The 22,765-nt window shown below is 70.8% G+C and carries 23 protein-coding genes; 11 read left to right on the top strand and 12 right to left on the bottom strand.

Annotated features, from left to right (window positions below):
• Positions 1-72 precede the first annotated feature (72 nt).
• From OG927_RS24585 to miaA, 4 genes are all read right to left on the bottom strand, one after another.
• Positions 73-2,202, bottom strand: a complete 2,130-nt coding sequence (locus OG927_RS24585; RefSeq protein WP_319099281.1) for a RelA/SpoT family protein — start codon at positions 2,200-2,202, stop codon at positions 73-75.
• A 140-nt stretch (positions 2,203-2,342) separates the two neighbouring features.
• Positions 2,343-3,212, bottom strand: coding sequence for a diaminopimelate epimerase (gene dapF, locus OG927_RS24580; RefSeq protein ID WP_330320776.1), 870 nt, complete (start codon positions 3,210-3,212; stop codon positions 2,343-2,345).
• 73 nt (positions 3,213-3,285) lie between these two features.
• Complete coding sequence (locus tag OG927_RS24575) at positions 3,286-3,726, bottom strand: hypothetical protein (protein ID WP_330321351.1); 441 nt, start codon at positions 3,724-3,726, stop codon at positions 3,286-3,288.
• 108 nt (positions 3,727-3,834) lie between these two features.
• Positions 3,835-4,773 carry a tRNA (adenosine(37)-N6)-dimethylallyltransferase MiaA gene (gene miaA, locus OG927_RS24570; protein ID WP_330320775.1) on the bottom strand — a complete coding sequence of 313 codons (939 nt, stop codon included), beginning with the start codon at positions 4,771-4,773 and terminating at the stop codon, positions 3,835-3,837.
• Between the two features lie 164 nt (positions 4,774-4,937).
• Between miaA and OG927_RS24565 the strand changes: the two genes are divergently transcribed.
• A complete protein-coding gene (locus OG927_RS24565; protein WP_056790859.1) occupies positions 4,938-5,183 on the top strand; it encodes an antitoxin in 246 nt (81 codons plus the stop codon).
• Between the two features lie 130 nt (positions 5,184-5,313).
• Here OG927_RS24565 and OG927_RS24560 read toward each other — a convergent pair whose 3' ends face one another.
• Together OG927_RS24560 and miaB are read right to left on the bottom strand one after the other, a co-directional pair.
• Positions 5,314-6,033 (bottom strand): class III extradiol dioxygenase subunit B-like domain-containing protein, encoded by a 720-nt coding sequence (locus tag OG927_RS24560; protein ID WP_209469618.1) that lies wholly within the window; start codon positions 6,031-6,033, stop codon positions 5,314-5,316.
• An 87-nt stretch (positions 6,034-6,120) separates the two neighbouring features.
• On the bottom strand, positions 6,121-7,641 hold the full coding sequence (gene miaB / locus OG927_RS24555) for a tRNA (N6-isopentenyl adenosine(37)-C2)-methylthiotransferase MiaB (RefSeq protein ID WP_330320774.1): 1,521 nt from the start codon (positions 7,639-7,641) through the stop codon (positions 6,121-6,123).
• A 106-nt stretch (positions 7,642-7,747) separates the two neighbouring features.
• On the opposite strand from miaB, the gene OG927_RS24550 reads away from it, so the two are divergent.
• Positions 7,748-8,746: a TAXI family TRAP transporter solute-binding subunit gene (locus OG927_RS24550; RefSeq protein WP_056790867.1), complete on the top strand. Its 999-nt coding sequence runs from the start codon at positions 7,748-7,750 to the stop codon at positions 8,744-8,746.
• A 10-nt stretch (positions 8,747-8,756) separates the two neighbouring features.
• Here OG927_RS24550 and OG927_RS24545 read toward each other — a convergent pair whose 3' ends face one another.
• Both OG927_RS24545 and OG927_RS24540 read right to left on the bottom strand, forming a co-directional pair.
• Complete coding sequence (locus OG927_RS24545) at positions 8,757-10,151, bottom strand: sensor histidine kinase (protein WP_056790870.1); 1,395 nt, start codon at positions 10,149-10,151, stop codon at positions 8,757-8,759.
• 15 nt (positions 10,152-10,166) lie between these two features.
• Complete coding sequence (locus tag OG927_RS24540; protein WP_056790873.1) at positions 10,167-10,859, bottom strand: response regulator transcription factor; 693 nt, start codon at positions 10,857-10,859, stop codon at positions 10,167-10,169.
• A 361-nt stretch (positions 10,860-11,220) separates the two neighbouring features.
• Here OG927_RS24540 and OG927_RS24535 point away from each other — a divergent pair, with 361 nt between their 5' ends.
• From OG927_RS24535 to OG927_RS24500, 9 genes are all read left to right on the top strand, one after another.
• Positions 11,221-12,006, top strand: a complete 786-nt coding sequence (locus OG927_RS24535) for an amino acid ABC transporter ATP-binding protein (RefSeq protein WP_056790875.1) — start codon at positions 11,221-11,223, stop codon at positions 12,004-12,006.
• A gap of 65 nt (positions 12,007-12,071) precedes the next feature.
• Positions 12,072-12,914: a glutamate ABC transporter substrate-binding protein gene (locus OG927_RS24530; protein ID WP_056790877.1), complete on the top strand. Its 843-nt coding sequence runs from the start codon at positions 12,072-12,074 to the stop codon at positions 12,912-12,914.
• A 100-nt stretch (positions 12,915-13,014) separates the two neighbouring features.
• The gene (locus OG927_RS24525) at positions 13,015-13,683 is read left to right on the top strand and encodes an amino acid ABC transporter permease (protein ID WP_056790959.1); all 669 of its coding nucleotides are present in this window, start codon (positions 13,015-13,017) and stop codon (positions 13,681-13,683) included.
• Entirely contained in the window at positions 13,680-14,594 is a 915-nt protein-coding gene (locus tag OG927_RS24520) for an amino acid ABC transporter permease (RefSeq protein ID WP_056790880.1), read from the top strand. The genes OG927_RS24525 and OG927_RS24520 overlap by 4 nt, the downstream gene beginning before the upstream one ends.
• A gap of 188 nt (positions 14,595-14,782) precedes the next feature.
• Positions 14,783-16,417, top strand: a complete 1,635-nt coding sequence (locus OG927_RS24515; protein ID WP_056790883.1) for an FAD-dependent monooxygenase — start codon at positions 14,783-14,785, stop codon at positions 16,415-16,417.
• Between the two features lie 32 nt (positions 16,418-16,449).
• The gene (locus OG927_RS36010; RefSeq protein ID WP_311605579.1) at positions 16,450-16,536 is read left to right on the top strand and encodes a putative leader peptide; all 87 of its coding nucleotides are present in this window, start codon (positions 16,450-16,452) and stop codon (positions 16,534-16,536) included.
• A 49-nt stretch (positions 16,537-16,585) separates the two neighbouring features.
• Positions 16,586-17,158 (top strand): cupin domain-containing protein, encoded by a 573-nt coding sequence (locus OG927_RS24510; protein ID WP_057573575.1) that lies wholly within the window; start codon positions 16,586-16,588, stop codon positions 17,156-17,158.
• Entirely contained in the window at positions 17,155-17,580 is a 426-nt protein-coding gene (locus tag OG927_RS24505) for a rhodanese-like domain-containing protein (protein WP_372450597.1), read from the top strand. The genes OG927_RS24510 and OG927_RS24505 overlap by 4 nt, the downstream gene beginning before the upstream one ends.
• 103 nt (positions 17,581-17,683) lie before the next feature.
• Complete coding sequence (locus tag OG927_RS24500; protein ID WP_056790894.1) at positions 17,684-18,325, top strand: DUF6197 family protein; 642 nt, start codon at positions 17,684-17,686, stop codon at positions 18,323-18,325.
• A 281-nt stretch (positions 18,326-18,606) separates the two neighbouring features.
• Here the strand turns inward: OG927_RS24500 and recX are convergent, their stop codons facing one another.
• From recX to OG927_RS24480, 4 genes are all read right to left on the bottom strand, one after another.
• A complete protein-coding gene (recX, locus tag OG927_RS24495) occupies positions 18,607-19,299 on the bottom strand; it encodes a recombination regulator RecX (RefSeq protein ID WP_330320773.1) in 693 nt (230 codons plus the stop codon).
• Between the two features lie 3 nt (positions 19,300-19,302).
• The gene (recA, locus tag OG927_RS24490) at positions 19,303-20,430 is read right to left on the bottom strand and encodes a recombinase RecA (RefSeq protein WP_209469623.1); all 1,128 of its coding nucleotides are present in this window, start codon (positions 20,428-20,430) and stop codon (positions 19,303-19,305) included.
• Between the two features lie 830 nt (positions 20,431-21,260).
• Positions 21,261-22,382 carry an AI-2E family transporter gene (locus OG927_RS24485; protein ID WP_124281646.1) on the bottom strand — a complete coding sequence of 374 codons (1,122 nt, stop codon included), beginning with the start codon at positions 22,380-22,382 and terminating at the stop codon, positions 21,261-21,263.
• Between the two features lie 161 nt (positions 22,383-22,543).
• Positions 22,544-22,738, bottom strand: a complete 195-nt coding sequence (locus OG927_RS24480; protein WP_056790904.1) for a DUF3046 domain-containing protein — start codon at positions 22,736-22,738, stop codon at positions 22,544-22,546.
• Between the last annotated feature and the right edge of the window lie 27 nt (positions 22,739-22,765).

The following is a 22,765-nucleotide window of genomic DNA, read 5'->3' as shown; positions in this document are numbered from 1 at the left end:
GGGGTGGCGCGCGCCGCACCACCCGAACGGGGTCGCCAGGGCCTGGCAGGAGGGGCCGGGCAGGGCAGTCCGTCAGACCGTGGTGGCGGGCTGCTGGGCCCGGCTCACGTCGTACACCCCGGGGACGTCGCGCATCGCCCGCATCAGTCCGGGCAGCCCTGCCGCGTCCGGGAGCTGCAGCGTGTACGTGTGCCGGACGCGCTGTTCGCTGGGCGGTTCGACGGTCGCGGCGACGATGGCGGCGTCCGCCGTGGCGATGGCCTCGGTCAGGTCGGCGAGCAGCCGGGGGCGGCCGAAGGACTCGGCGACGAGGGTGACCCGGTAGTCGGCCGTGTCGGTCCAGTCGCCGGTGTCGTTCCACCGGGCCCCGACGGCCGCCCGGCCGATCGCCTTCATCCGGGCCACGGCGGGACACTCCGTACGGTGCACGGTGACGGTCCCGCCGCGCACGGTGCATCCGATGATGTCGTCGGGCGGGACGGGCGTGCAGCAGCCGGCGAGGCGGACCGGTGCGCCCGGGGTGTCGACGGCCACGCTCGCGGGCCGGCTGTCCGTCCTGCCGCGTCCGGTCGCCGCGTCGTCCGCCGGCTGGGCCTGCGGCCTCGGTTCCGCGGCCCTTCCGTGCGGCCCCTGGGCGCCGGCGGGATGGGCGTCGAGCCACCCGGTGATCGCGATCCTCGCGGCGGGGGTGCGCACATGGTCCAGCCACTCCGGCGAGGGCCCCGAGGAGGCGTCCTGGGCGAGCAGCAGCTGCACGGTGTCGCCGTCGTTCAGTACGGTGCTGAGCGTGGCCAGACGGCCGTTGACCCGGGCCCCGATGCTTCCGTGCGCCTCGTGTCCGTACTGCGCGTACGCGGCGTCGACGCAGCTGGCACCCGCGGGCAGCCCGAGCGTCCCGCCGTCGGTGCGGAAGACCGTGATCTCGCGGTCCTGTGCGAGATCGGCGCGCAGCGTGGTCCAGAACGTGTCGGGGTCGGTGGCGGACTCCTGCCAGTCCAGCAGGCGCGAGAGCCAGCCGGGCCTGGTCGGGTCGGCCCGTTCGCCGTCGACGGGTTCGGTGGCGCCGTCCGCTGTGTAGGGGTTGCCGAGTGCGACGACGCCGGCCTCGGCGACCTTGTGCATCCGGTGCGTACGGATGAGCACTTCGGCGACCGCGCCCTCCGGGCCGACGACGGCGGTGTGCAGCGACTGGTAGAGGTTGAACTTGGGGGCTGCGATGAAGTCCTTGAACTCGGAGATCACCGGGGTGAAACAGGTGTGAAGTTCGCCCAGGACCGCGTAGCAGTCGGCGTCCTCGCCGACCAGCACCAGCAGCCGTCCGAAGTCGGTGCCGCGCAGTTCCCCGCGTTTCATCCTGACCCGGTGCACGGAGACGAAGTGCCGTGGCCTGATGAGGACTTCTGCCGCGACGCCGGCTTCCCGCAGGGTCGATCTCACGCTTTCGGCGATCTCCGTCAGCGGAGGCTGCGCGTCCTCCCAAGCGGCGATCAGGGACCTGGTGTGCGCGTACTCCGCGGGGTGGAGGATCGCGAAGACGAGGTCCTCCAGCTCGGTCTTGAGGGCCTGCACACCGAGGCGTTCGGCGAGCGGGATGAGCACGTCGCGGGTGACCTTGGCGATCCTGGCCTGTTTCTCGGGGCGCATGACACCGAGGGTCCGCATGTTGTGCAGCCGGTCGGCGAGCTTGATCGACATGACCCGCACGTCGTTCCCGGTGGCGACGAGCATCTTGCGGAAGGTCTCGGGTTCGGCGGCCGCACCGTAGTCGACCTTCTCCAGCTTGGTGACGCCATCGACCAGATAGCAGACCTCGTCACCGAACTCCTCACGCACCTGATCGAGCGTCACCTCGGTGTCCTCCACGGTGTCGTGGAGGAGCGAGGCCGTCAGGGTCGTGGTCTCCGCGCCGAGCTCGGCGAGGATGAGGGTCACCGCCAGCGGATGCGTGATGTACGGCTCGCCGCTCTTGCGCATCTGGCCGCGGTGCGAGGTCTCGGCGAGGAGGTAGGCCCTGCGCAGGATGGTGAGATCGGCGTCCGGACAGTGCGCGCGATGGGCCTCCGCGACATGCCCGATGGCATCGGGCAACCGGTCGCGGGAGACCGGCCCGAGCAGGGCCACACGGCCGAGCCTGCGCAGATCGATCCTGGGACGACTGCGCTTGCGAAGGGGAGCACCTGGATTGGTGGCCTCTGCGCTCATGGGGCACCTCCGGCAACGTCGACCGGCGGTGGGGAGATGCGGATGCGCCTCCGGGCCGGTGCTTGATGCTACCGACCCCACCACGTGGCGCAGTCCACCTCTCGCCCAGCGTGAAACGGATCACCCATTCGAGCGAAGCCCTAGAGCGCCGTCGCGAGCCAGTCGGAATCGATCGCGCCTTCGGCGACGAGCACGGCGGGCCCCGTCATGTCGACACCGCCGTCCGGGTACTCGGTGATCACCAGCGTGCCACCGGGGAGGTCCACCGTGTACGTGGCCGGCGAGCCGGTCTCGGCGGGGTCGACACCGTCCCTTCGGGCGGCGGCCACGGCCACGGCGCAGGCGCCGGTACCGCAGGAGCGGGTCTCGCCGGAGCCGCGCTCGTGGACGCGCATGGCCACGTGGCGCGGTCCGCGGTCCACGACGAACTCGATGTTGACGCCGTCCGGGTAGACGGACGCCGGGCCGAACGACGGTACGGAGCGCAGGTCCCCGGCGTGGGCCAGGTCCTCGACGAACGCGACGGCGTGCGGATTGCCCATGCTCACGTTGCGGGCGTCCCAGCTGCGGCCGTCCACCGTGACGGTGACTCCGCTGCCGGGGAGCACGGCCCGCCCCATGGAGACCGTGACGTCGCCGTCCTTGGCGAGGTGCACCCGCTTGACCCCGCCCCGGGTGGCGACGGCCAGATCGCCGTCATCGGCGAGACCGGCGCGCTGCAGGTAGCGTGCGAAGACGCGCACCCCGTTGCCGCACATCTCGGCGATCGAACCGTCGGCGTTGCGGTAGTCCATGAACCACTCGGCCTGCTCGGCCATGTCCGACGCCTCGGGGTGCGCGGCGGACCGGACGACGTGCAGCAGACCGTCGCCGCCGATGCCCGCCCGCCGGTCGCACAGCCGTGCGACGACGGAGGCCGGCAGGTCGAGGGCGTTGTCCGGGTCGGGAACGATCACGAAGTCGTTCTCGGTGCCGTGGCCCTTGAGGAAGGGGATCTGCGAAGTGCTCACGGACCAACTGTACGAGGCCGCGGCGACAGCCCGCGGAACCGGTCCGCCCACCGGGACCGGCGGTGTCCGCAGCTCAGGAGCGGAGGCGGGCCACTCGCCAGACGGCGAGTGCGACCACTCCCGCGCACAGGGCGACGTACAGCGCGATCACGCGCCAGTCGGGCCGCTCGCCCGGTTCCTTCGCGGCCAGGCCGGGCCAGGTGTGGCCCACGCGCCGCGCCGCCATCATCCCCCAGCCCGCGGCACAGGAGCTGATCAGCAGCCCCAGCATCGCCACGACGGCACCGCCGTCGCCGAACTCGAACGCGAGCGGGAAGGCGAACATCAGGGAGCCGAGAGCGCCCAGTACGACGATCGGTGCGAGCTGCCAGATCCGCATCCGACGGGCGGGGCGCAGCTCGACCTCGACCTCCGGGGGCACGTGGTGCTCCTCGGGCCCGTCCGGGCTCAGGCGTCCTGTCTCGTCCTGTGCATCGGGTGCGTCCCGGTCTGTGTCGCGAGGGCCGGCCTCCATCGCCACGCGCCCTCCCCTACTCGGACTCCACTGGTCGATCGATGCTCGATGATGGCACGCCCGGGGGCACCGGAATGACGGGCGGAGCGTCCCGATGCCATCACGTGATCAGGATGTAACCGCTCGTTCGACCAACGCCAGCGCCCGGTGCGGGAGTTCCGCGCGCCGCTCCTCGGCGCCACTCAGCCACCGGACGCGCGGGTCGCGGCGGAACCACGAGTCCTGGCGGCGCGCGAAGCGTTTGGTGGCGCGTACGGTCTCGGCGCGCGCCTCGTCCTCGGTGCACTCCCCCGCGAGCGCGGCGAGGACCTGCTGGTAGCCGAGCGCCCGGGAGGCGGTGCGGCCGTCGCGCAGCCCCAGGGCCTCCAGGGCGCGCACCTCGTCCACCAGCCCGGCTTCCCACATCCGGTCCACCCGGGCCCGGATCCGCTCGTCCAGCTCCGGACGCTCGACGTCCACACCGATCTGGAGGGCTTCGTACACGGCTTCGTCGCCCGGGAGGTTGGCGGTGAAGGGCTTGCCCGTGATCTCGATGACTTCCAGGGCGCGGACGATGCGGCGCCCGTTGCTGGCCAGGATCGCGCGGGCGGCCTCGGGGTCCGCGGCGGCGAGACGGGTGTGCAGGACCCCGGAGCCGCTCTCCGTCAGCTCCTGTTCGAGCCTCGCGCGCACCCCGGGGTCCGTACCGGGGAACTCCAGGGCGTCGATCGCGCCCTTCACGTAGAGACCCGAGCCGCCGACCAGTACGGGAGTGCGCCCCTCGGCCAGCAGCCGGTCGATCTCCGCGCGGGCGAGGCGCTGGTACTCGGCCACGCTGGCGGCCTCGGTGACGTCCCAGATGTCCAGCAGATGGTGCGGGATCCCACCGCGCTCCGGAGGCGTCAGCTTCGCCGTGCCGATGTCCATCCCCCGGTAGAGCTGCATGGAGTCGGCGTTGACCACCTCACCCCCGAGCTGCTGGGCCAGATACACAGCCAGATCGGATTTTCCGGCAGCGGTGGGACCGACGACGGTGATGACGCGGGGGGTGGGAGCTGATGTTCTCACTGAGACAGTGTCTCAAACTTCGGGACGCTTCCCGAACGAGTGAGGCACCGTCCCGGGGGCTGCGATCGCCGCCCCGGAGGGTCGGCCGGACACGGTGAATGACGCGTGCTTTGCCCTCTCGCGGGTAAAATGTCAGCACAGTCCCCCAGCACGGAAGGTGACCCATGGGTTTCCTGGACAACCTGAAGGCCAAGCTGGCCCCGGCCAAGGAAAAGGTCGGCGACCTCGCGCAGCAGCACGGGGGCAAGATCGACCAGGGCCTCGACAAGGCGGCCCGCACGGTCGACCAAAGGACCAAGGGCAAGTACAGCGACAAGATCGTGTCCGGCACGCAGAAGGCCAAGGACGCGGTCGACCGCCTGGGCCACAAGGACGGGGGCGGCACCCCGCCCCCTCCTCCCGCGTCCTGACCCGGCCCGGAAGGTGGTGCGCCTGGGCCGCGGAGTGCTTCACTCCGCGGCCCCGCGCATGTCCCCGACCGCGCCTGCCGCATCCACCGGCCGCCGTACGCCCGCTCCGTGCACACCGGCACGGCCCGGCTCACGACCAGGCGGCGACGGCGTAGCCCACGCCGTACGGGGCGTCCTCGTACAGCAGCTGACCGCCGAGCCCTGCCCCCCGGGCCGCGCTTTCCAGCACCTGCCACGGTGCCCGGCCCGAGACCTTGAGCTCGTACGCGAGCGAGCCGTCCAGCGCGCTCAGCGCCGCGAGGTCGGCGCTGCCCAGGGCGCGCACCGCCGCCGCGTCGAAGTCCACCGCCCGCTCGTCCAGGTACCCGGGTGCCTTGACCGTGCGGCAGGCACTGCCGTCGCCCATCACCAGCAGGGCGACCCTGTCCGCCCGCGCCGCCAGGTCGCGTCCGGTCCGCTCGCAGTCGGCGGCGGCGGAGCGCTCCTCCACCCCGAGCCCTTCGGCCGGGGCGGCCGTCCACCGGGCGCGGGCCAGTAGCCAGGCACCGACCGCGAGGGACGCCGGGAGCCCGCGCTCCGGCACCGGGGACCCCTCGGGCACCTCACCCAGGCGCACGGTGAGGCCGACGCCGAACCCGGAGAAGGATCCCTCCGAGCCCTCCGGGAACGAACCGGAGCCGCCCGCGCCCGCGGGCCCGACCACGACGAGCAGATCGGGCCGTGCGGCGGCGAGTACACCCAGGGCATCGGCGCACGCGCTCCGCGCGGCGTCGAGTTCGGGTGCGGCTCCCGCGGCCACGTCGGGAACCAGCAGCGGCGGGCAGGGGCAGACGGCGGCGGCGACAAGCATGCCGGTCAGCGTACTGCGACGGCTCGCCGCAGCTGATTGCGCCGACCGCTCCGGGCCCGTACCCGCCGCCGGTACCGCCTCCGGCCGTCAGACGGAGCCGCACCCGGGAGCCGCCGCCGCGGGCAGCGGGGCGGGGGCTCCGATGCCGGGCAGCCCGAGCATGACTCCGGCGGGCTTCGGGGCGGCCTCCCGGTTGCGCTTCTCCCAGGCATCGCCCGAGCGGGTGAGCCGGACACCCAGGGGCGCCCCCTCGGCGAGCAGGTGGTGCGGGGCGGCGTAGGTGACCTCCACGGTCACGACGTCCCCGGGGCGCACGTCCTGGGCGGGCTTCGTGAAGTGCACCAGGCGGTTGTCCGGTGCACGCCCGGAGAGGCGGTGCGTGGCGCCGTCCTTGCGGCCCTCGCCCTCGGCGACCATGACCTCGATGACGCGGCCGACCTGCTTCTTGTTCTCCTCCCAGGAGATCTCCTCCTGAAGGGCGGACAGGCGCATGTAGCGCTCCTGGACGACCTCCTTGGGGATCTGCCCCTCCATGTCGGCGGCGGGCGTCCCGGGGCGCTTGGAGTACTGGAAGGTGAAGGCGTTCGCGAACCGGGCCTCGCGCACCGCGTGCAGCGTCTGGTCGAAGTCCTCCTCGGTCTCGCCGGGGAAGCCCACGATGATGTCGGTGGAGATGGCGGCGTCCGGCATCGCGGCACGCACCTTCTCGATGATCCCCAGGAAGCGCTCCTGCCGGTACGAGCGACGCATGGCCTTCAGGACGGTGTCCGAGCCCGACTGCATCGGCATGTGGAGCTGCGGCATGACGTTCGGCGTCTCGGCCATCGCGGCGATCACGTCGTCGGTGAAGTCACGGGGGTGGGGTGAGGTGAAGCGGACGCGTTCCAGCCCCTCGATGGTGCCGCAGGCGCGCAGCAGCTTGGAGAACGCCTCGCGGTCGCCGATGTCGGAGCCGTAGGCGTTCACGTTCTGGCCGAGCAGCGTGATCTCGCTGACTCCCTCGGCGACGAGCGCCTCGATCTCGGCCAGGATGTCGCCGGTGCGGCGGTCCTTCTCCTTGCCGCGCAGCGCGGGGACGATGCAGAACGTGCACGTGTTGTTGCAGCCCACGGAGATGGACACCCAGGCGGCGTACGCGGACTCGCGGCGGGTGGGCAGCGTGGAGGGGAACGCCTCGAGCGACTCGGCGATCTCGATCTGCGCCTCCTCCTGGACGCGGGCGCGCTCCAGCAGGACCGGCAGCTTGCCGATGTTGTGCGTACCGAAGACGACATCGACCCAGGGGGCCCGCTGGACGATCGTGTCGCGGTCCTTCTGCGCCAGGCAGCCACCGACGGCGATCTGCATCCCGGGGCGCTTGGTCTTCATCGGGGCGAGACGGCCGAGGTTGCCGTAGAGCTTGTTGTCGGCGTTCTCACGCACCGCACACGTGTTGAAGACCACGACGTCGGCGTCCCCGTCGGAGCCCGCGGGGGCGGGCACGTAGCCGGCGTCCTCGAGGAGCCCCGACAAGCGTTCGGAGTCGTGGACGTTCATCTGGCACCCGTAAGTGCGCACCTCGTAGCTCTTCTTGACGTCCACTGCTTCGCTCCGGTTGCCGCTGGTCATGGGACAAGGGTAGGCGGTGATGGCGCTCCCCCCACCGCCGGAGCCTCCTGGGCACCTGCCCGGACCGGCCTGGCCAGGACGGGGCGCAGACTGGCAGGATCGCGCCATGCTGCACGCACTGTCCCGATTCGGCCGGCGACGCACCCTTCAGGGAGGCGCCGCCGCCGCGGTCGTTCTCGGGCTGCTGCTGTGGTGGGTGTCCCCCCTGGGGGAACCGGAGCCCAGCGGTTCACTGACCTTCTCCACCGGTGTGCGCAGCGGGGTGTACCAGCGCTACGGGCAACGGCTCGAGGGTGCGCTGGCCAAGGACATGCCCAAGGTGTCGATACGGCTGAGGACGAGCGAGGGCTCCCAGCAGAACATCGAGCGGGTGGCGACGGGGAAGGCGGACTTCACGATCGCCACCGCGGATGCCGTCGCCACCTACCTGCAGAGCGGGAAGCCCGGTGGCGACCGGCTGCGCGGCTGTGTCCGCCTCTACGACGACTACGTCCAGCTCGTCGTGCCCAGGGACTCCGGGATCCGGCGGGTCGCCGACCTCCGGGGACACCGGGTCGGCGTGGGGCAGAAGGGCTCGGGGGTGCTGCTCGTCGCCGACCGGCTGATGAAGGCGGCGGGTGTCGATCCGACCGAGGACATCACCCCGGTCGAGGCGGGCATAGACACGATGCCCGCGCGGCTGGCCGACGGCCGGCTGGACGCCTTCTTCTGGTCCGGCGGACTGCCGACCGGTGCGGTGCAGGACCTCGCGGAGAAGTTCGCCATCCGGCTGGTCCCGCTGGAGGATCCGCTGATCAGCGAGCTCCAGGCGGCCGGTGGGTCCACCCGCCACTACCGCTCGGCCGCGATGCCGGCCGACGCGTACGACCACGCGCACCAGGGAATGGCCGTGCAGACGGTTGCGGTCGCCAACCTGCTGATCACCACGGACCGTACGGATCCGCTGACGACCGAGGCGTTCACGCGGACCGTCATCGACAGCCGGGACCGGATCGGACGGGAGGTCCACGCGGCGCAGCTGGTGGACCTGCGCACGGCGATCTACACCGATCCGCTGCCCCTGCACACCGGCGCCCAGCGCTACTACCGCTCGGCCAAGCCCTGACCGTCCGCGCTCACGCGTGCGGTGCGTTGCGCGGCACGGTGACCGTCACCCGCAGACCGTGCGGCTCGTTGGTGCCGTAGCCGATGGAGCCGCCGCCGGCGGTCAGCAGCGCGCGTGAGATGGACAGGCCGAGTCCGGACCCCTTGATGTTCTGGTGCCGGTTGCTGCGCCAGAAGCGGTCGCCCACGCGCTCCAGCTCCTGTTCGGTGAGTCCGGGCCCCTGGTCGGCCACGACGACCGTCGCGACGGCGCCGTCGGATCCGACGGTGACCCGGACCTCCTGGCCCTCCGGGGTGAACTTCAGCGCGTTGTCGATGACGGCGTCCAGCGCGCTGGAGAGGGCGATCGGGTCCGCCCAGCCGGTGATCGCCGCCGCGCCGTCGAGCGTCAGCCGTACGCCCTGTTCCTCGGCGTACGGGCTCCACGAGGCGACCCGCTCGGCGGCCAGCGCGCCGATGTCCGTGAGCCGGAGGTCCGGCTCCACGTGCTCGGCCAGGGCCAGGTCGAGCAGGTCGTCCAGGACCTGGGCGAGGCGCTTGCCCTCGGTGCGCACCGAGGCGATCTCCGCGTTGCCCTCGGGGAGCTCCAGGGCGAGGAGCTCGATCCGCAGGAGCAGCGCGGCCAGTGGGTTGCGCAGCTGGTGCGAGGCATCGGCCACGAAGGCGCGCTGCTGCTCCAGCACGTCCTCGACGTTGTCGGCCATCTCGTTGAACGACCGGGCCAGTCGTCTGAGTTCCGGCGGCCCTCCGGAGGCGGCGACCCGGGACCGCATCCGGCCGCTGGCGATGTCGTGCGTGGCCGCGTCCAGGGTCCGCACGGGCAGGAGGACCCATCCGGTGAGGCGGAAGGCGGCACCGACCGCCACCAGCATGGCCGCGGCCTCGCCGAGGCCGATGAGCAGCCAGCCGCGCAGCGTCCGGGAGCGCATGTCACCGGTGGGCGAGTCGGTCACCACGACGGCGACCACGTCACCGTCCCGCACGACGGGTGAGGCGACGACGACCCGGCCGTCCTGCCAGGGCCAGACCTGGGGCGGGTCGTGGGAACGGCGTCCGAGCAGGGCCTCCTTGAACGCCTGGCGCCCCTCCCCCTCCTCGGGCAGCAGCCAGGAGGCGGGGGCCTTGGCGAGGGCCCTGTCGTCGCGGTAGAACACGCCTGCCTTGATCCCGTACACCGAGTTGTAGGACTCGAGTTCGGTCTGGAGGATCCGCTGCCTTTCGTCGCTGCCCTCGACGGGCTCGCTGACGAACTGGGCGAGCGCGGCGAAGCGCGCCATGTCGTCGATCCGGTCGATGACGACGCGCTGCTGTTCGGCGGCGGCCACCTGGACGGCCAGGGGGACACCCAGGGCGAGCAGAACGGCGGCCATCAGGATGATGAGCAGGGGCAGCAGACGGGTGCGCACAGGGAACGTACGCCCTCAGCCGGACGGCGCGACGAGCCGGTAGCCGACGCCTCGCACGGTCTCGATCAGAGCGGGAAGCCGCAGCTTGGAGCGGAGCGACGCGACGTGCACCTCGAGGGTGCGGCCCGTTCCCTCCCAGCTGGTCCGCCACACCTCGCTGATGATCTGCTCCCGGCGGAAGACCACACCGGGGCGCTGCGCCAGCAGCGCGAGCAGGTCGAACTCCTTGCGGGTCAGCTGGACCTCCTGGCCCCCGACGCTGACCCGGCGGGTCGGCAGCTCGATGTGGACCGGACCGAACCGCAGGGCCGCGAGCGGGGTCGGTCCGGTGTCCTCGCCGGCGGTCCTGCGCCGGGCGACGGCGTGGATCCGGGCGAGGAGCTCGCCGGTGTCGTACGGCTTGGTGACGTAGTCGTCCGCGCCGAGGTTGAGACCGTGGATCCTCGAGCGGACGTCCGCCCGCGCGGTCACCATGATCACGGGGATCGCCGATCGCTTGCGGATCTTGCCGCAGACCTCGTAGCCGTCCTGGTCGGGCAGGCCGAGGTCGAGGAGCACGACCCCGAAGGGATCCTTGTCCGCGGGCAGCAGCGCCTGCAGGGCCTCCTCGCCGCTGCGGGCGTGCACCACCTGGAACCCGTGGCGCGCGAGCACGGCGGACAGGGCCGCCGCGACGTGGTTGTCGTCCTCGACGAGCAGCAGTCTCATGGCCCCCCTCTCCGTCTCATGCCTTCCGGCCCCCGTCTCATGTCTTCCGGGCCGGTTGAAGACTATGCGTGATGGCCGCGGCCGGTCCCGCCGGCGAAGCACGCGTACGCCGACGACGCGCGTCATACCGCACCAGGGCATCCACTCCGATGACGGGTACGCCAGTCAAGCCCCTGCCCGTTACCAGCGGGTTTCCGTTACCCACCCGGTACGCCGTCACAGGCGTCGAGGCGTCCCCTTCACACGGAGTGTCCGGTTGCGGCCGGATCGTTATGCTCAATTTCCGCTCAGATGTAATGACGCTGGTCGCACTGCGTCACTAGGGTCCTTCCCTAACCGAGGAGGACGGAGCAAAAAGCCGATGAGCGGAGTTTCAGTGACCAAGGCCGCCGAGGATGCCGCACCTGCGGGGGACGACCTTGTCGTACTGAGCAACGTCAACAAGCACTTCGGCGCGCTGCATGTGCTCCAGGACATCGATCTGACCATCGCCCGTGGCGAGGTCGTCGTCGTCATCGGACCCTCCGGGTCCGGGAAGTCCACGCTGTGCCGCACGATCAACCGCTTGGAGACGATCGACTCGGGCGCGATCACGATCGACGGCAAGCCGCTGCCCCAGGAGGGCAAGGAGCTGGCCAGGCTGCGTTCCGACGTCGGCATGGTCTTCCAGTCGTTCAATCTCTTCGCGCACAAGACGGTGCTCGAGAACGTGATGCTGGGGCAGCTCAAGGTCCGCAGGACGGACAAGGCTGCCGCGGAGCAGAAGGCTCGTTCACTGCTTGACCGGGTGGGCGTGGCCACGCAGGCCGACAAGTACCCTTCGCAGCTGTCCGGCGGTCAGCAGCAACGCGTCGCCATCGCACGCGCGTTGGCGATGGACCCCAAGGTCATGCTGTTCGACGAGCCGACGTCCGCGCTCGACCCGGAAATGATCAACGAGGTGCTGGAGGTCATGCAGCAGCTCGCCCGGGACGGGATGACCATGGTCGTCGTCACCCACGAGATGGGCTTCGCGAGGTCGGCGGCCAACAGGGTCGTCTTCATGGCCGACGGGAAGATCGTCGAAGAGGCAGTGCCCGACCAGTTCTTCAGCAACCCGCGCAGTGACCGGGCCAAGGACTTCCTTTCGAAGATCCTTCACCACTGATCCCGCACGGCTGTTCTCCGGACCAGCTGACCACTCACATCGCGTCAACCCCAGGGAATTCCATCATGCAGCTTCGTAAGGTCACCGCCGCCTCGGCCGCCGTGCTCGCGCTCGCCCTCACTGCCACCGCCTGCGGCTCCGAAGACAAGGACGACGCCGCGGGCTCCGGCGGCGGCGGGAAGATCACGATCGGCATCAAGATCGACCAGCCCGGTCTCGGCCTGAAGACGCCCGACGGCAAGTTCGCCGGCTTCGACGTCGACGTCGCCACGTACATCGCCAAGGAGCTCGGCTTCGACGCCAAGAACATCGAGTTCGTCGAGACGAAGAGCGCCGACCGCGAGACCGCGATCGAACGCGGCGACGTGAAGTTCATCGCTGCGACGTACTCCATCAACGACGAGCGTCTGCAGAAGGTCGACTTCGCCGGCCCGTACCTCCTGGCGCACCAGGACGTCCTCGTCCGGGCCGATGACAACACCATCAAGTCGCCCGAGGACCTCAACAACAAGAAGCTCTGTTCCGTCACCGGTTCGACCTCCGCGAAGAACGTCAAGGAGAAGCTGGCCCCCAAGGCTCAGCTGCAGAACTACGGCGGCTACTCCGAGTGCCTCACCGGCCTGGAGAACAAGGCCATCGACGCGCTGACCACGGACGACTCCATCCTCGCCGGATACGCGGCGCAGGAGGCCCACAAGGGCAAGTTCAAGCTGGCCGGCTTCAAGATGACCAACGAGAACTACGGCATCGGCCTGAAGAAGGGTGACGCCGACCTCAAGAAGAAGGTCGACGCCGCGCTGACCAAGATGGTCTCGGACGGTTCCTGGGACAAGGCGGTCGAGGCCAACTTCGGCCCCGCCAACTACAAGAACGAGAAGGCGCCGGAGATCGGCAACGTCGTCAAGTAGGGCTGCCGTCGCAGGGCGGTCCGAAACCGGGCCGACATGAGGTGCGCCGCCGGCGAGGCGGCGCACCGAGCCCTCCCCACACGTGGAAGCACGGGAGATCGTGTTCGACTTTCTTGAAGGTTATGACCTACTGGGGGCCTTCTGGGTAACGGTGAAACTCACCGTCTACTCCGCCCTCGGTGCCCTCATATGGGGAACGCTGCTGGCCGGCATGCGGGTCGGCCCGGTCCCCCTGATGCGCGGGTTCGGTACCGCTTATGTGAACATTGTCCGTAACATCCCACTGACCGTCATCATCGTCTTCGCGTCTCTGGGCCTCTTCCAGACCTTGCAGGTCACCCTTGGAGGCGGAGACAACTTCGAGACCGTCAACTTCCGGCTCGCGGTTCTCTCACTCGCCCTCTACACCGCGGCCTTCGTCTGCGAGGCGCTGCGTTCGGGCATCAACACGGTCCCCGCGGGCCAGGCGGAAGCGGCACGCGCGCTGGGGCTGAGCTTCACCCAGGTCCTGCGGCTGATCATCCTCCCGCAGGCGTTCCGCTCGGTCGTGAACCCCCTGGCCAACGTGCTGATCGCGCTGACCAAGAACACCACCGTCGCAGCGGCGATCGGCGTGGTCGAAGCGGCGTACCTGATGAAGGACATGATCGAGGCCGAGGCCCAACTCATCCTGATCTCGGCCATCTTCGCGTTCGGATTCATCTGTCTCACCCTTCCGACCGGGCTCGTCCTCGGCTGGGTGAGCAAGAAGGTGGCGGTGAAACGATGACGACGTCCGTCCTCTTCGACGCACAGGGGCCCCGCGCCAAACAGCGCAACATCCTGTACACCGTCGTCTTCGTAGTGGCCATCGCGGCCGTGGGCTGGTGGGTCTACACCAGCCTCGACGAGAAGCACCAGCTCGACTGGGTCAAGTGGGAGCCGTTCTTCACCAGCTCCCAGCCATGGGTGACCTATCTGTGGCCCGGGCTCCAGAACACGCTCAAGGCCGCGTTCTTCGCCCTGCTGATCGCCCTGCCGCTCGGAGCACTGTTCGGTATCGGCCGGCTCTCCGACCACCGCCGGGTGCGGGTGCCGTCCGGGGTCGTCGTGGAGTTCTTCCGCGCCATCCCCGTCCTGATCCTGATGATCACGGCGAACGCCGCGTACTCCGAGTTCACCGACATCGCGAGCGACGTGCGCCCGCTGTACGCCGTCGTCACCGGTCTGGTGCTGTACAACGCCTCGGTGCTCGCCGAGATCGTGCGGGCCGGGATCCAGTCGCTTCCGCAGGGTCAGACCGACGCCGCGAAGGCGATCGGCATGCGCAAGGGCCAGACGATGCGGTACGTGCTGCTGCCGCAGTCGGTGACCGCCATGCTGCCCGCGATCGTCAGCCAGATCGTGGTCATCGTGAAGGACACCGCGCTCGGCGGCGCCGTCCTCACCTTCCCCGAACTGCTCGCTTCGGTCCGGCCGATGAGCGCGAACTACGGTGCGAACACGATCGCGTGCTTCACCATCATCGCGCTGATCTTCGTCGTGGTGAACTTCGCCATCACCTCGTTCGCGAGCTGGCTCGAACGCAGGCTGCGCCGCGCGAAGAAGAGCACGGGCGCGACGCTCGGGACCGGACCCGGTGGGGGCCTCGACACCATCGGCACCGCGCCGCTCGTGATCGAGGACGGGCGCGCGACCTGACGGTCCGTCGACAGTTGACCCGCGGGGGGCGCCGGCGCAGTTGCCGCGCCCCCCGCCACGTTCCGGCGTCACTTGACGCAAGCACCACCAATAGGTTGCATACGTTCTGTGATCGCGCCCCGAACCCCCGCCGCCGCAACCCCCTCCTCCCTCCCCGCTCCGACTGCCAGGGCCGGAGGGTACGCACCGTGGACCCGGTGATCGTCGTCGGCGCCGGACCGGTCGGTCTGGCGCTGTCCCTCGCCCTCGCGGATCAGGGCGTCCCCACCGTCGTACTCGACGAAGGGCCCGGGAAGGACGAGCCGCGCCCGGCCCGCACGGTCGTACTGCGCGAGGACACCGCGGACCTGGTCGTACGCCTCGGCTGCTCGGCGCTCCACGACGAGGGGCTGCGCTGGACCGGCTGGCGGTCCGTGCGGCGCAAGCAGCTGGTGCGCGCCGTCCCGCTCGGCGAGGAGGAGGGTGCGGTTCCGCTTCCCGCTCCCGTCCATCTGCCCCAGCACTCCCTCACCCGCGGTCTGCGGCGCGCGGTCGCCGCCCAGAGCCTGGTGCGCATGGTGCCGTTCAGCCGGATCGACACGCTGGAGCAGGACGCGGACGGGGTCACGGTGCACACCAGGGAGCCCGGTTCGACCTGGTGGCGGGGGAGCTATCTGGTCGGCTGCGACGGCGCCAGGTCCACCGTGCGCAAGCTCCTCGACATCAGGTTTCCCGGCAGGACCGCGGTGGAGCGGCACGCCGTCGCCGCCCTCCGTGTCGATCTGCCCTGGCCCGGCGAGGCCGTGCTGCACCGGTCGCCGCCCTGGCGCACCGGGGGCGCCGAGGTCACCGCGCGTCCGCTGCCGGACGACGTGTGGCGGCTGGACTGGCTCCTCCCGCCGCGCGGCGAGCTCGTCACCCCCGACGCCCTGATCACCAGGATCCGCGACACTCTGGCGGGCTGGTGCGGCGAGACCCCGGCCTACGAGCTGCTGGACACCGGTGTGTACACGCTGCACCACCGACTGGCCCGGCGGTGGCGGTCGAAACGGGCCTTCCTGGCCGGCGACGCGGCCCACCTGCTGGGTGCGCTCGGCACCCAGGGCCTGGACGAAGGGCTGCGGGACGCCGAGAACCTGGCCTGGAAGCTGGCGCAGGCCTGGCATCAGGGCGCCTCCGACGTGCTGCTCGACAGCTACCAGGCGGAGCGCCGGGCCGCGGTCGCCTCCCGGCTGCGCGCCGCCGACCAGTCGCTGCCGATACTGCGGGGCGGCGCGGGCCTGCGGACGCTGGTACCGGGCAGCGCACGCGGGCACGACACCTTGCTGGCCGACGGTCACCTGGGGTGCGGCCCCCTCGGTGCGCCCCCCTCGTACACGTACTCCCCTCTTTCGCCTCCGCACACCGGCGCACACACTCCGGTGGGTACGCCCCCCGGTGCGCCGGTCACCGATGTGCGGGTGACCGCGCCTGACGGAAAGACGGTGCGACTGCGCGAGCGGCTGGGGCAGGGGCATCTGCTGGTGATCCTGGTCGCCCCGGGGACCGGGGTGTGGGACCGGCGGCACTGGCTGACCGCGGGGGTCATGCCCCGGCTGGTGGAGGCCGTGGACGCCCTGCCCGCGAAGGCCGAGCTCCTGGTCACCGAGAGCTATCCGGGCGCGACGGCCCACACAGTGCTGCTGGTCAGGCCGGACGGCCACCTCGTGGCGGCCTTCAGCGGGGTCCGCGCCGCGGAGCTGCACGCCGCGGCCGACGCGGCGCGCGGTGGTGCCGTAGGCACGGCGCCCGAGGACGAGGGGCGCGCCCCCACGGGCTCCGACCGGACCGCGGACGTCAATTGACCGCCGCAGGCGCACATGGTGTACTCCAGATCATGACCGACACCGATGTGCGCCTGTGGCGGAGGGTCCATATGGACCTCGTCCGCTATGCGGGCTGCGTGTGTCGCCCGTCCTGCTGACTCGCTCCCCCTGGCGCGACGTGCTGTCTCTGCGCACGACCGCGCTCCCATGCGAACTCTCAGGACGGTTTCTGTGTCTGCGCCCACCCCTTCCCTGCCCACGCCCGTGTCCGCTGCCGAAGCCGCGTCCGGTCCGACAGCGGCGGAGCTGCTCGACTTCGTCCGCCGCACGGCGGACGACGCCGCGCTCGTCGCCGCGCTCCCGCTCGATCCCGAGGGCCGTACCTGGCTCCGGCTCGAGGGGCCCGGGGGGAGTGAGGCCTGGCTGATCGGCTGGCCGCCCGGCACGGGCACCGGCTGGCACGACCACGCCGAATCGATCGGGGCGTTCACCATCGCCTCGGGGGCCCTCAGGGAGCACTCGCTGGCCGCCCGGCTGCCCGCCGACGGCTGGAAGACCCTCGAGCTGAACGAGGGCATCGACCGCACCCGGGAGCTGACGACGGGACGGGGCAGGGCGTTCGGACGGCACCATGTGCACGAGGTGCTGAACGCATCCGGCCAGGAGCACGCCGTCTCCGTACACGCCTACTACCCGCCCCTGCCGCTGATCCGCCGGTACAGCCGCGTGGGTGCGGTGCTCCGCCTGGAGCAGACCGAGCGCCCGGAGGACTGGCAGTGAGCGGCACCCAGGACGGTGTGGAGCGGGTCGGGATCGACGAACTGCTGGAACGGACCCGGGCCGGCTACGAACGGATCGCCCCGGCGGAGGCCGCTGCCGCTGCAGCAGAGGGAGCGCTGCTGGTGGACATCCGGTACGCGGCCCTTCGTGAGAAGGACGGCCTGATTCCCGGGGCGCTGGTCATCGAGCGCAACGAGCTGGAGTGGCGGCTCGACCCGCTGGGCAGCCACCGCGCCCCGGAGGCGGTGAGCCATGATCTACCGGTCGTGGTGATCTGCAACGAGGGGTACGCGTCGAGTCTCGCGGTCGCGTCCCTGCGTCAGCTGGGGCTTCGCAGGGCCACGGATCTGATCGGCGGCTTCCAGGCCTGGCGCGCGGCGGGACTACCGGTCGCCCTTCCGATCCCGGGCAGGGCCGAATGACCCACTGACACACCCGAACGCCGCTCCCCGGTGGAGCGATCCCGCCGCGCGACGGACATTCACCTCATCATTGAGGATCGGAATGTACGGAGATGTCGCGCCGATGGAAACCGTTCGCCCCAGCCCCGACCAGCTCGACGCCCAGGCCTCCCGGCTCCACGACTCGGAGGCGTGGCAGCAGATCGTCTCGGGCTGGGAGCACACCACACCCGAGCCGGTCCTCCCCGCCCCGGACCCGCAGCGGCCGGCGGCGACTCCATCGCAGCCTCCGGCCGACTGGCGGAATCTGCTGACCGTGCCCGTCGACCGGCTGATCGACGAGTCCCTGCGGGCGCTGCCCGCCCGGTCCGCCGGAGAACGCCGGCTCCCCGGGCGGCTCGGCGCGGTCCTGCCCGAGCACCTCCACGCATGGCGCCGCGTCGGGCAGCCGGATGTGCGTCCGTCCGTCCATCTCGGCTACGCGCGGCAGATCCTGACCGAGTGGGGCTGGCAGAACACCCCGTACCGGCTCCGCAACGCCCGCGGCGCACGGTGCCTGTGCGGAGCCATGCTGACCGCGCACAGGCTCGGCTACGGCTCGCTCGACACCGTGGACCGGGCCGGCGCATGGATGATCACCGAACTGCGCTCACGGGGCTGGACCGGAATGATCGGTCCGTGGAACCGGCATCCCGGCCGCACCGCCCCGGAGGCACTGTCGCTGCTCGACTCCACGATCCGCCGCGCGTCCCTGGCGGGACACTGAGGAACCGCGCGTCCCCTGCGGGACCGCGGGGGACGCGGCGCGCGGCGAACAGCCCGTTCCGCGGCCCGGTCCTGGGGCGCCGGTCCGCCGCGACCCCTCCCCGGCCGGACGGCGGGCGGACGAGCCACCGGCGGGCAGCGGTGACCCCCTCCGTCACCGCTGCACCCGCCCCGTCCTGCCCGTCCCACCGCCCAGCGCGTCTTCCCCGTACCGCCGCCCCGTCCGCCCTCCCCCGCGGCGGACCTTCGGCTCCCCCTGTGGCGCTGCTACTCCGTGGCCCCTCAGAACGGCTCGTCCAGCCCTTCCGTGTCCTCGCCCTCCGCCTCGAGTGCCTGCCGCACCACGCGCAGGGCCATCCCCTCCCCGTATCCCTTGCGGGCGAGCATGCCCGCCAGCCGGCGCAGACGCTTGTCACGGTCCAGACCGCGCGTGGAGCGGAGCTTGCGCGCGACCAGCTCCCTGGCGGTCTCCTCCTCCTGCTCCGGGGCGAGCTGCCCCACCGCCTCGTCGATCACCGCGGAGTCCACGCCCTTGGTGCGGAGCTCGCGCACGAGGGCGCGACGGGCCAGCCCTCTCCCGTGGTGCCGGGACTCGACCCAGGCGTCCGCGAACGCCGCGTCGTCGATCAGCCCGACGTCCACGAACCGCGACAGCACTTCCTCCGCCGCCTCATCGGGGATCTCCCGCTTGCGCAGGGCGTCGGCGAGCTGTTTACGGGTCCGCGGGGTCCCGGTGAGCAGCCTCAGACAGATGTTGCGCGCCTGCTCGACCGGGTCTTGCGGTTCCCCCTTCTCGGCCCTCGACGAAGAGGGGGAACCGCTGCTTCTGGATCGGGAGCGGGAACGACGGCCCGCCCCCTCGCCGAACCCGGCCCCCCGGCCGGGTCCCGTGGAGCCTTCGGTGGGCTCTGCGGTGGATCCCGGGCCGGGAACCGCCCCCAGGTCGGTGCCCGACCACTCCGTTCGACGCGTCACGGCCTAACTCTTGGCCGCCGCGGTCTTGGTGGGCTTGGCCTTGGCCGCGGGAGCGGGCACCGACTTCGCCGCACCGTCCGCACCTGCCGCCGGCGCATCGGCGGTGGCGGGTGCTGCCTCCGCCGGGTCCGCCGGACGGACGCCGATGCCGAGCTTCTCCAGGATCTTCTTCTCGATCTCATTCGCGAGATCGGGGTTGTCCTTGAGGAAGTTGCGGGCGTTCTCCTTGCCCTGGCCGAGCTGGTCGCCCTCGTACGTGTACCAGGCGCCGGCCTTGCGGACGAAGCCGTGGTCCACGCCCATGTCGATCAGGCCGCCCTCGCGGCTGATGCCCTGGCCGTAGAGGATGTCGAACTCGGCCTGCTTGAACGGCGGCGCGACCTTGTTCTTGACGACCTTGACGCGGGTGCGGTTGCCGACCGCGTCGGTTCCGTCCTTGAGCGTCTCGATCCGGCGGATGTCCAGACGCACCGAGGCGTAGAACTTCAGCGCCCGGCCACCGGTGGTGGTCTCCGGCGAGCCGAACATCACACCGATCTTCTCGCGGAGCTGGTTGATGAAGATCGCGGTGGTCTTGGACTGGTTGAGCGCGCTGGTGATCTTCCGGAGCGCCTGGCTCATCAGACGGGCCTGCAGACCCACGTGCGAGTCACCCATCTCGCCCTCGATCTCCGCACGGGGCACCAGGGCCGCCACGGAGTCGATGACGATCAGGTCCAGCGCACCGGAGCGGACCAGCATGTCCACGATCTCCAGCGCCTGTTCGCCGTTGTCCGGCTGCGACAGGATGAGGTTGTCGATGTCGACGCCGAGCTTCTTCGCGTACTCGGGGTCGAGAGCGTGCTCCGCGTCGATGAAGGCCACCGATCCGCCGAGCTTCTGCGCGTTCGCCACGGCGTGCAGCGTCAGCGTGGTCTTACCGGAGGACTCCGGCCCGTACACCTCCACCACACGGCCGCGCGGCAGACCGCCGACGCCGAGCGCCACGTCGAGCGCGGTCGATCCGGTGGGGATCACCTCGATCGGCTCGTTCGGCCGCTCGCCGAGGCGCATGACCGCGCCCTTGCCGAATTGCCGTTCAATCTGTGCGAGTGCGGCGTCCAACGCCTTCTCGCGGTCGGTTCCTGCCATGGGTTCCACCCGATTTGCTTGAGTCGATCGCTTCACGTCACAGACGCTAACCCCTGCCACTGACAATGGGCATCGACGTCCTCCCGGCCTGTGGACAACTCCGCGGCCGGGACCGGAAAAACCCGGCCGGAATTCCATAAGAATGGATGTTCGATTTTGGTGTCAAGCGCACCACACGGGGCCTCGGCGAGCGGGATACCCGGTCGACGCAGTCGAGAATATCGCCTTATAACGTGACACGAGCACGATCTCGCCGAGCAAAGGCGGGCACATCACCGCCCTCCCCGTGGCCATGGCGACGAGGAGGGCGACGACATCTCCGAGTGATCCGGGCGGTCCGCGCGACCAGCCGGAGGAGACCACGCCCGGCGCCGAGGACACGCACGCGGTGCCGACGGCATCGCCGTCCGCCCGAGGACGGGGCCGGTACCACCGCGTACGTCAACGGGACGCACGAGCGACTCCGTGTGATCGGAGACGGACCGGCGGGAGGCCGTCGGGGCGACCACCGCGCACCTCGGCGAACAGGCGGTGGCCAAGGAGGCGAAGCCTGCGGCGGCCACCGAGCAGACCGGCGTGATCCCGTCACTTTTCGGCTCGCTCCGCCGTCTCCGCGTACCCGCGTGCGCCGGGCGGGCGACGACCGCACGGGGGCAGGAGGCAGGAGGCGGCGCACCGGTACGCGCAGTCGCTGTCGAGCGCACAGCCGGTGCGGACCCGCGAATCGCCGATCCGGACGGCGGACGCCCCGGAGCCCTGAGACGCGTCACCGAGACCGAGGGTCCGGGCCGCCGGCCGATGTCATGCGAGATCGCCGAGCCGGTCCCGGCTCAGCGTTCCCGGTTGCCCCCGACCGCCCTGCGGATCCGTCTCAGTACCGGCTCGCCGCGGCGCCGCTGGTGGGCCCCCTGCACCCTCGGGTCGTCCGTCACGTCGTAGCGCTTCACGTACACGCCCAGGAACGCCTGCAGCGTCGCGACGGCCGGGATGGCGATCAGGGCCCCCACGGCCCCCATCAGCGCGGTGCCCGCGACCACCGATCCGAAGGCGACCGCGGGGTGGATGTCGACCGTCTTGGACGTGAGCTTCGGCTGCAGCACGTAGTTCTCGAACTGCTGGTAGACCACGACGAAACCGAGAACCCACAGTGCGTACCAGGGGTTGACGGTGAAGGCGATCAGCATCGGCAACGCACCGGCCAGGTACGTACCGATCGTGGGAATGAACTGCGAGACGAGGCCGACCCAGACCGCGAGCGCCGGCGCGTAGGGCACGCCGAGGACCACCAGCAGGATGTAGTGCGCCGCACCGGAGATCAGCGCCATCAGTCCGCGCGAGTATATGTAGCCGCCGGTCTTGTCCACCGCGATCTCCCAGGCGCGCAGCACCTCGGTCTGCCGGGAGGGCGGCAGCACGGAGCACAGGGCCCGCCGCAGCCGGGGGCCGTCGGCAGCGAAGTAGAACGAGAACAGGAAGATCATCAGCAGCCGGAACAGTCCGCCGAGCACGGTGGTGGAGACGTCGAGCACACCGGTCGCACTGTTCTGCACGTACTTCTGGAGCCAGTCGGAGTGCAGCAGGCTGTCCTGCACCTCGACCCGGGAGAGCTCGGTGCGGAAGGTCTGGTTGACCCAGTTGATCACCGAGTCGAGGTACTTGGGGAACTCCTCGACCATGTCGATGATCTGACCGGCGAGCATCGAGCCGAGCATGACGACGAAGCCGACCCCGGCGATCAGCACAGCGAGGAAGACGAGGAAGGTGGCGAGCCCCCGCCGCATCCCGCGTCCCGCCATGCGGCCCACCGCCGGCTCGATGGCCAGCGCCAGGAAGAAGGCGATGAGGACGTTGGTCAGCAGTCCGATGAGCTGGTAGAAGGCCCAGCTGCCCAGCTGGAAGACACCGTAGAGCGCCAGCGCCATGACCATGGCCCGCGGCAGCCAGCCGGGCATACGGACAGGACCGGTGCCGGGCGGCGGGTTGGGTGGAGCAGCCGGCGGGACGGGCGGTGAGGCGGGCGGCTGGGTCTGAGCGGTCTCGTCTGTCGGTGCCACGGGAGAAGTCTCGCTCACTGCTGGTACATCCTGTCCCCCGTCTGCCGGGATCGCGGTGCTCAGCGCCTGTCCGCCGGAATACCGACCGCCGAACAGACGCCGCGCCAGACGTCCTTGGCCTCCCAGCCCGCGGCCAGTGCCTCGTGCACCGTGCGGCCGCCGAGCTCGGCCATCACATGGTCGCGTGCGAAGGAATCCGCGTACCCCTCACCGAAGTGGTCCGCCATCCGCTCCCAGAAAATCGTCAACCGCATGCCTCCAGTATCCCGCCCCTGAGAGTG

It is taken from the genome of Streptomyces clavifer, from assembly GCF_036345975.1.
Lineage (GTDB): Bacteria > Actinomycetota > Actinomycetes > Streptomycetales > Streptomycetaceae > Streptomyces > Streptomyces clavifer.
This window is presented reverse-complemented; position numbering and strand designations above follow the sequence as displayed.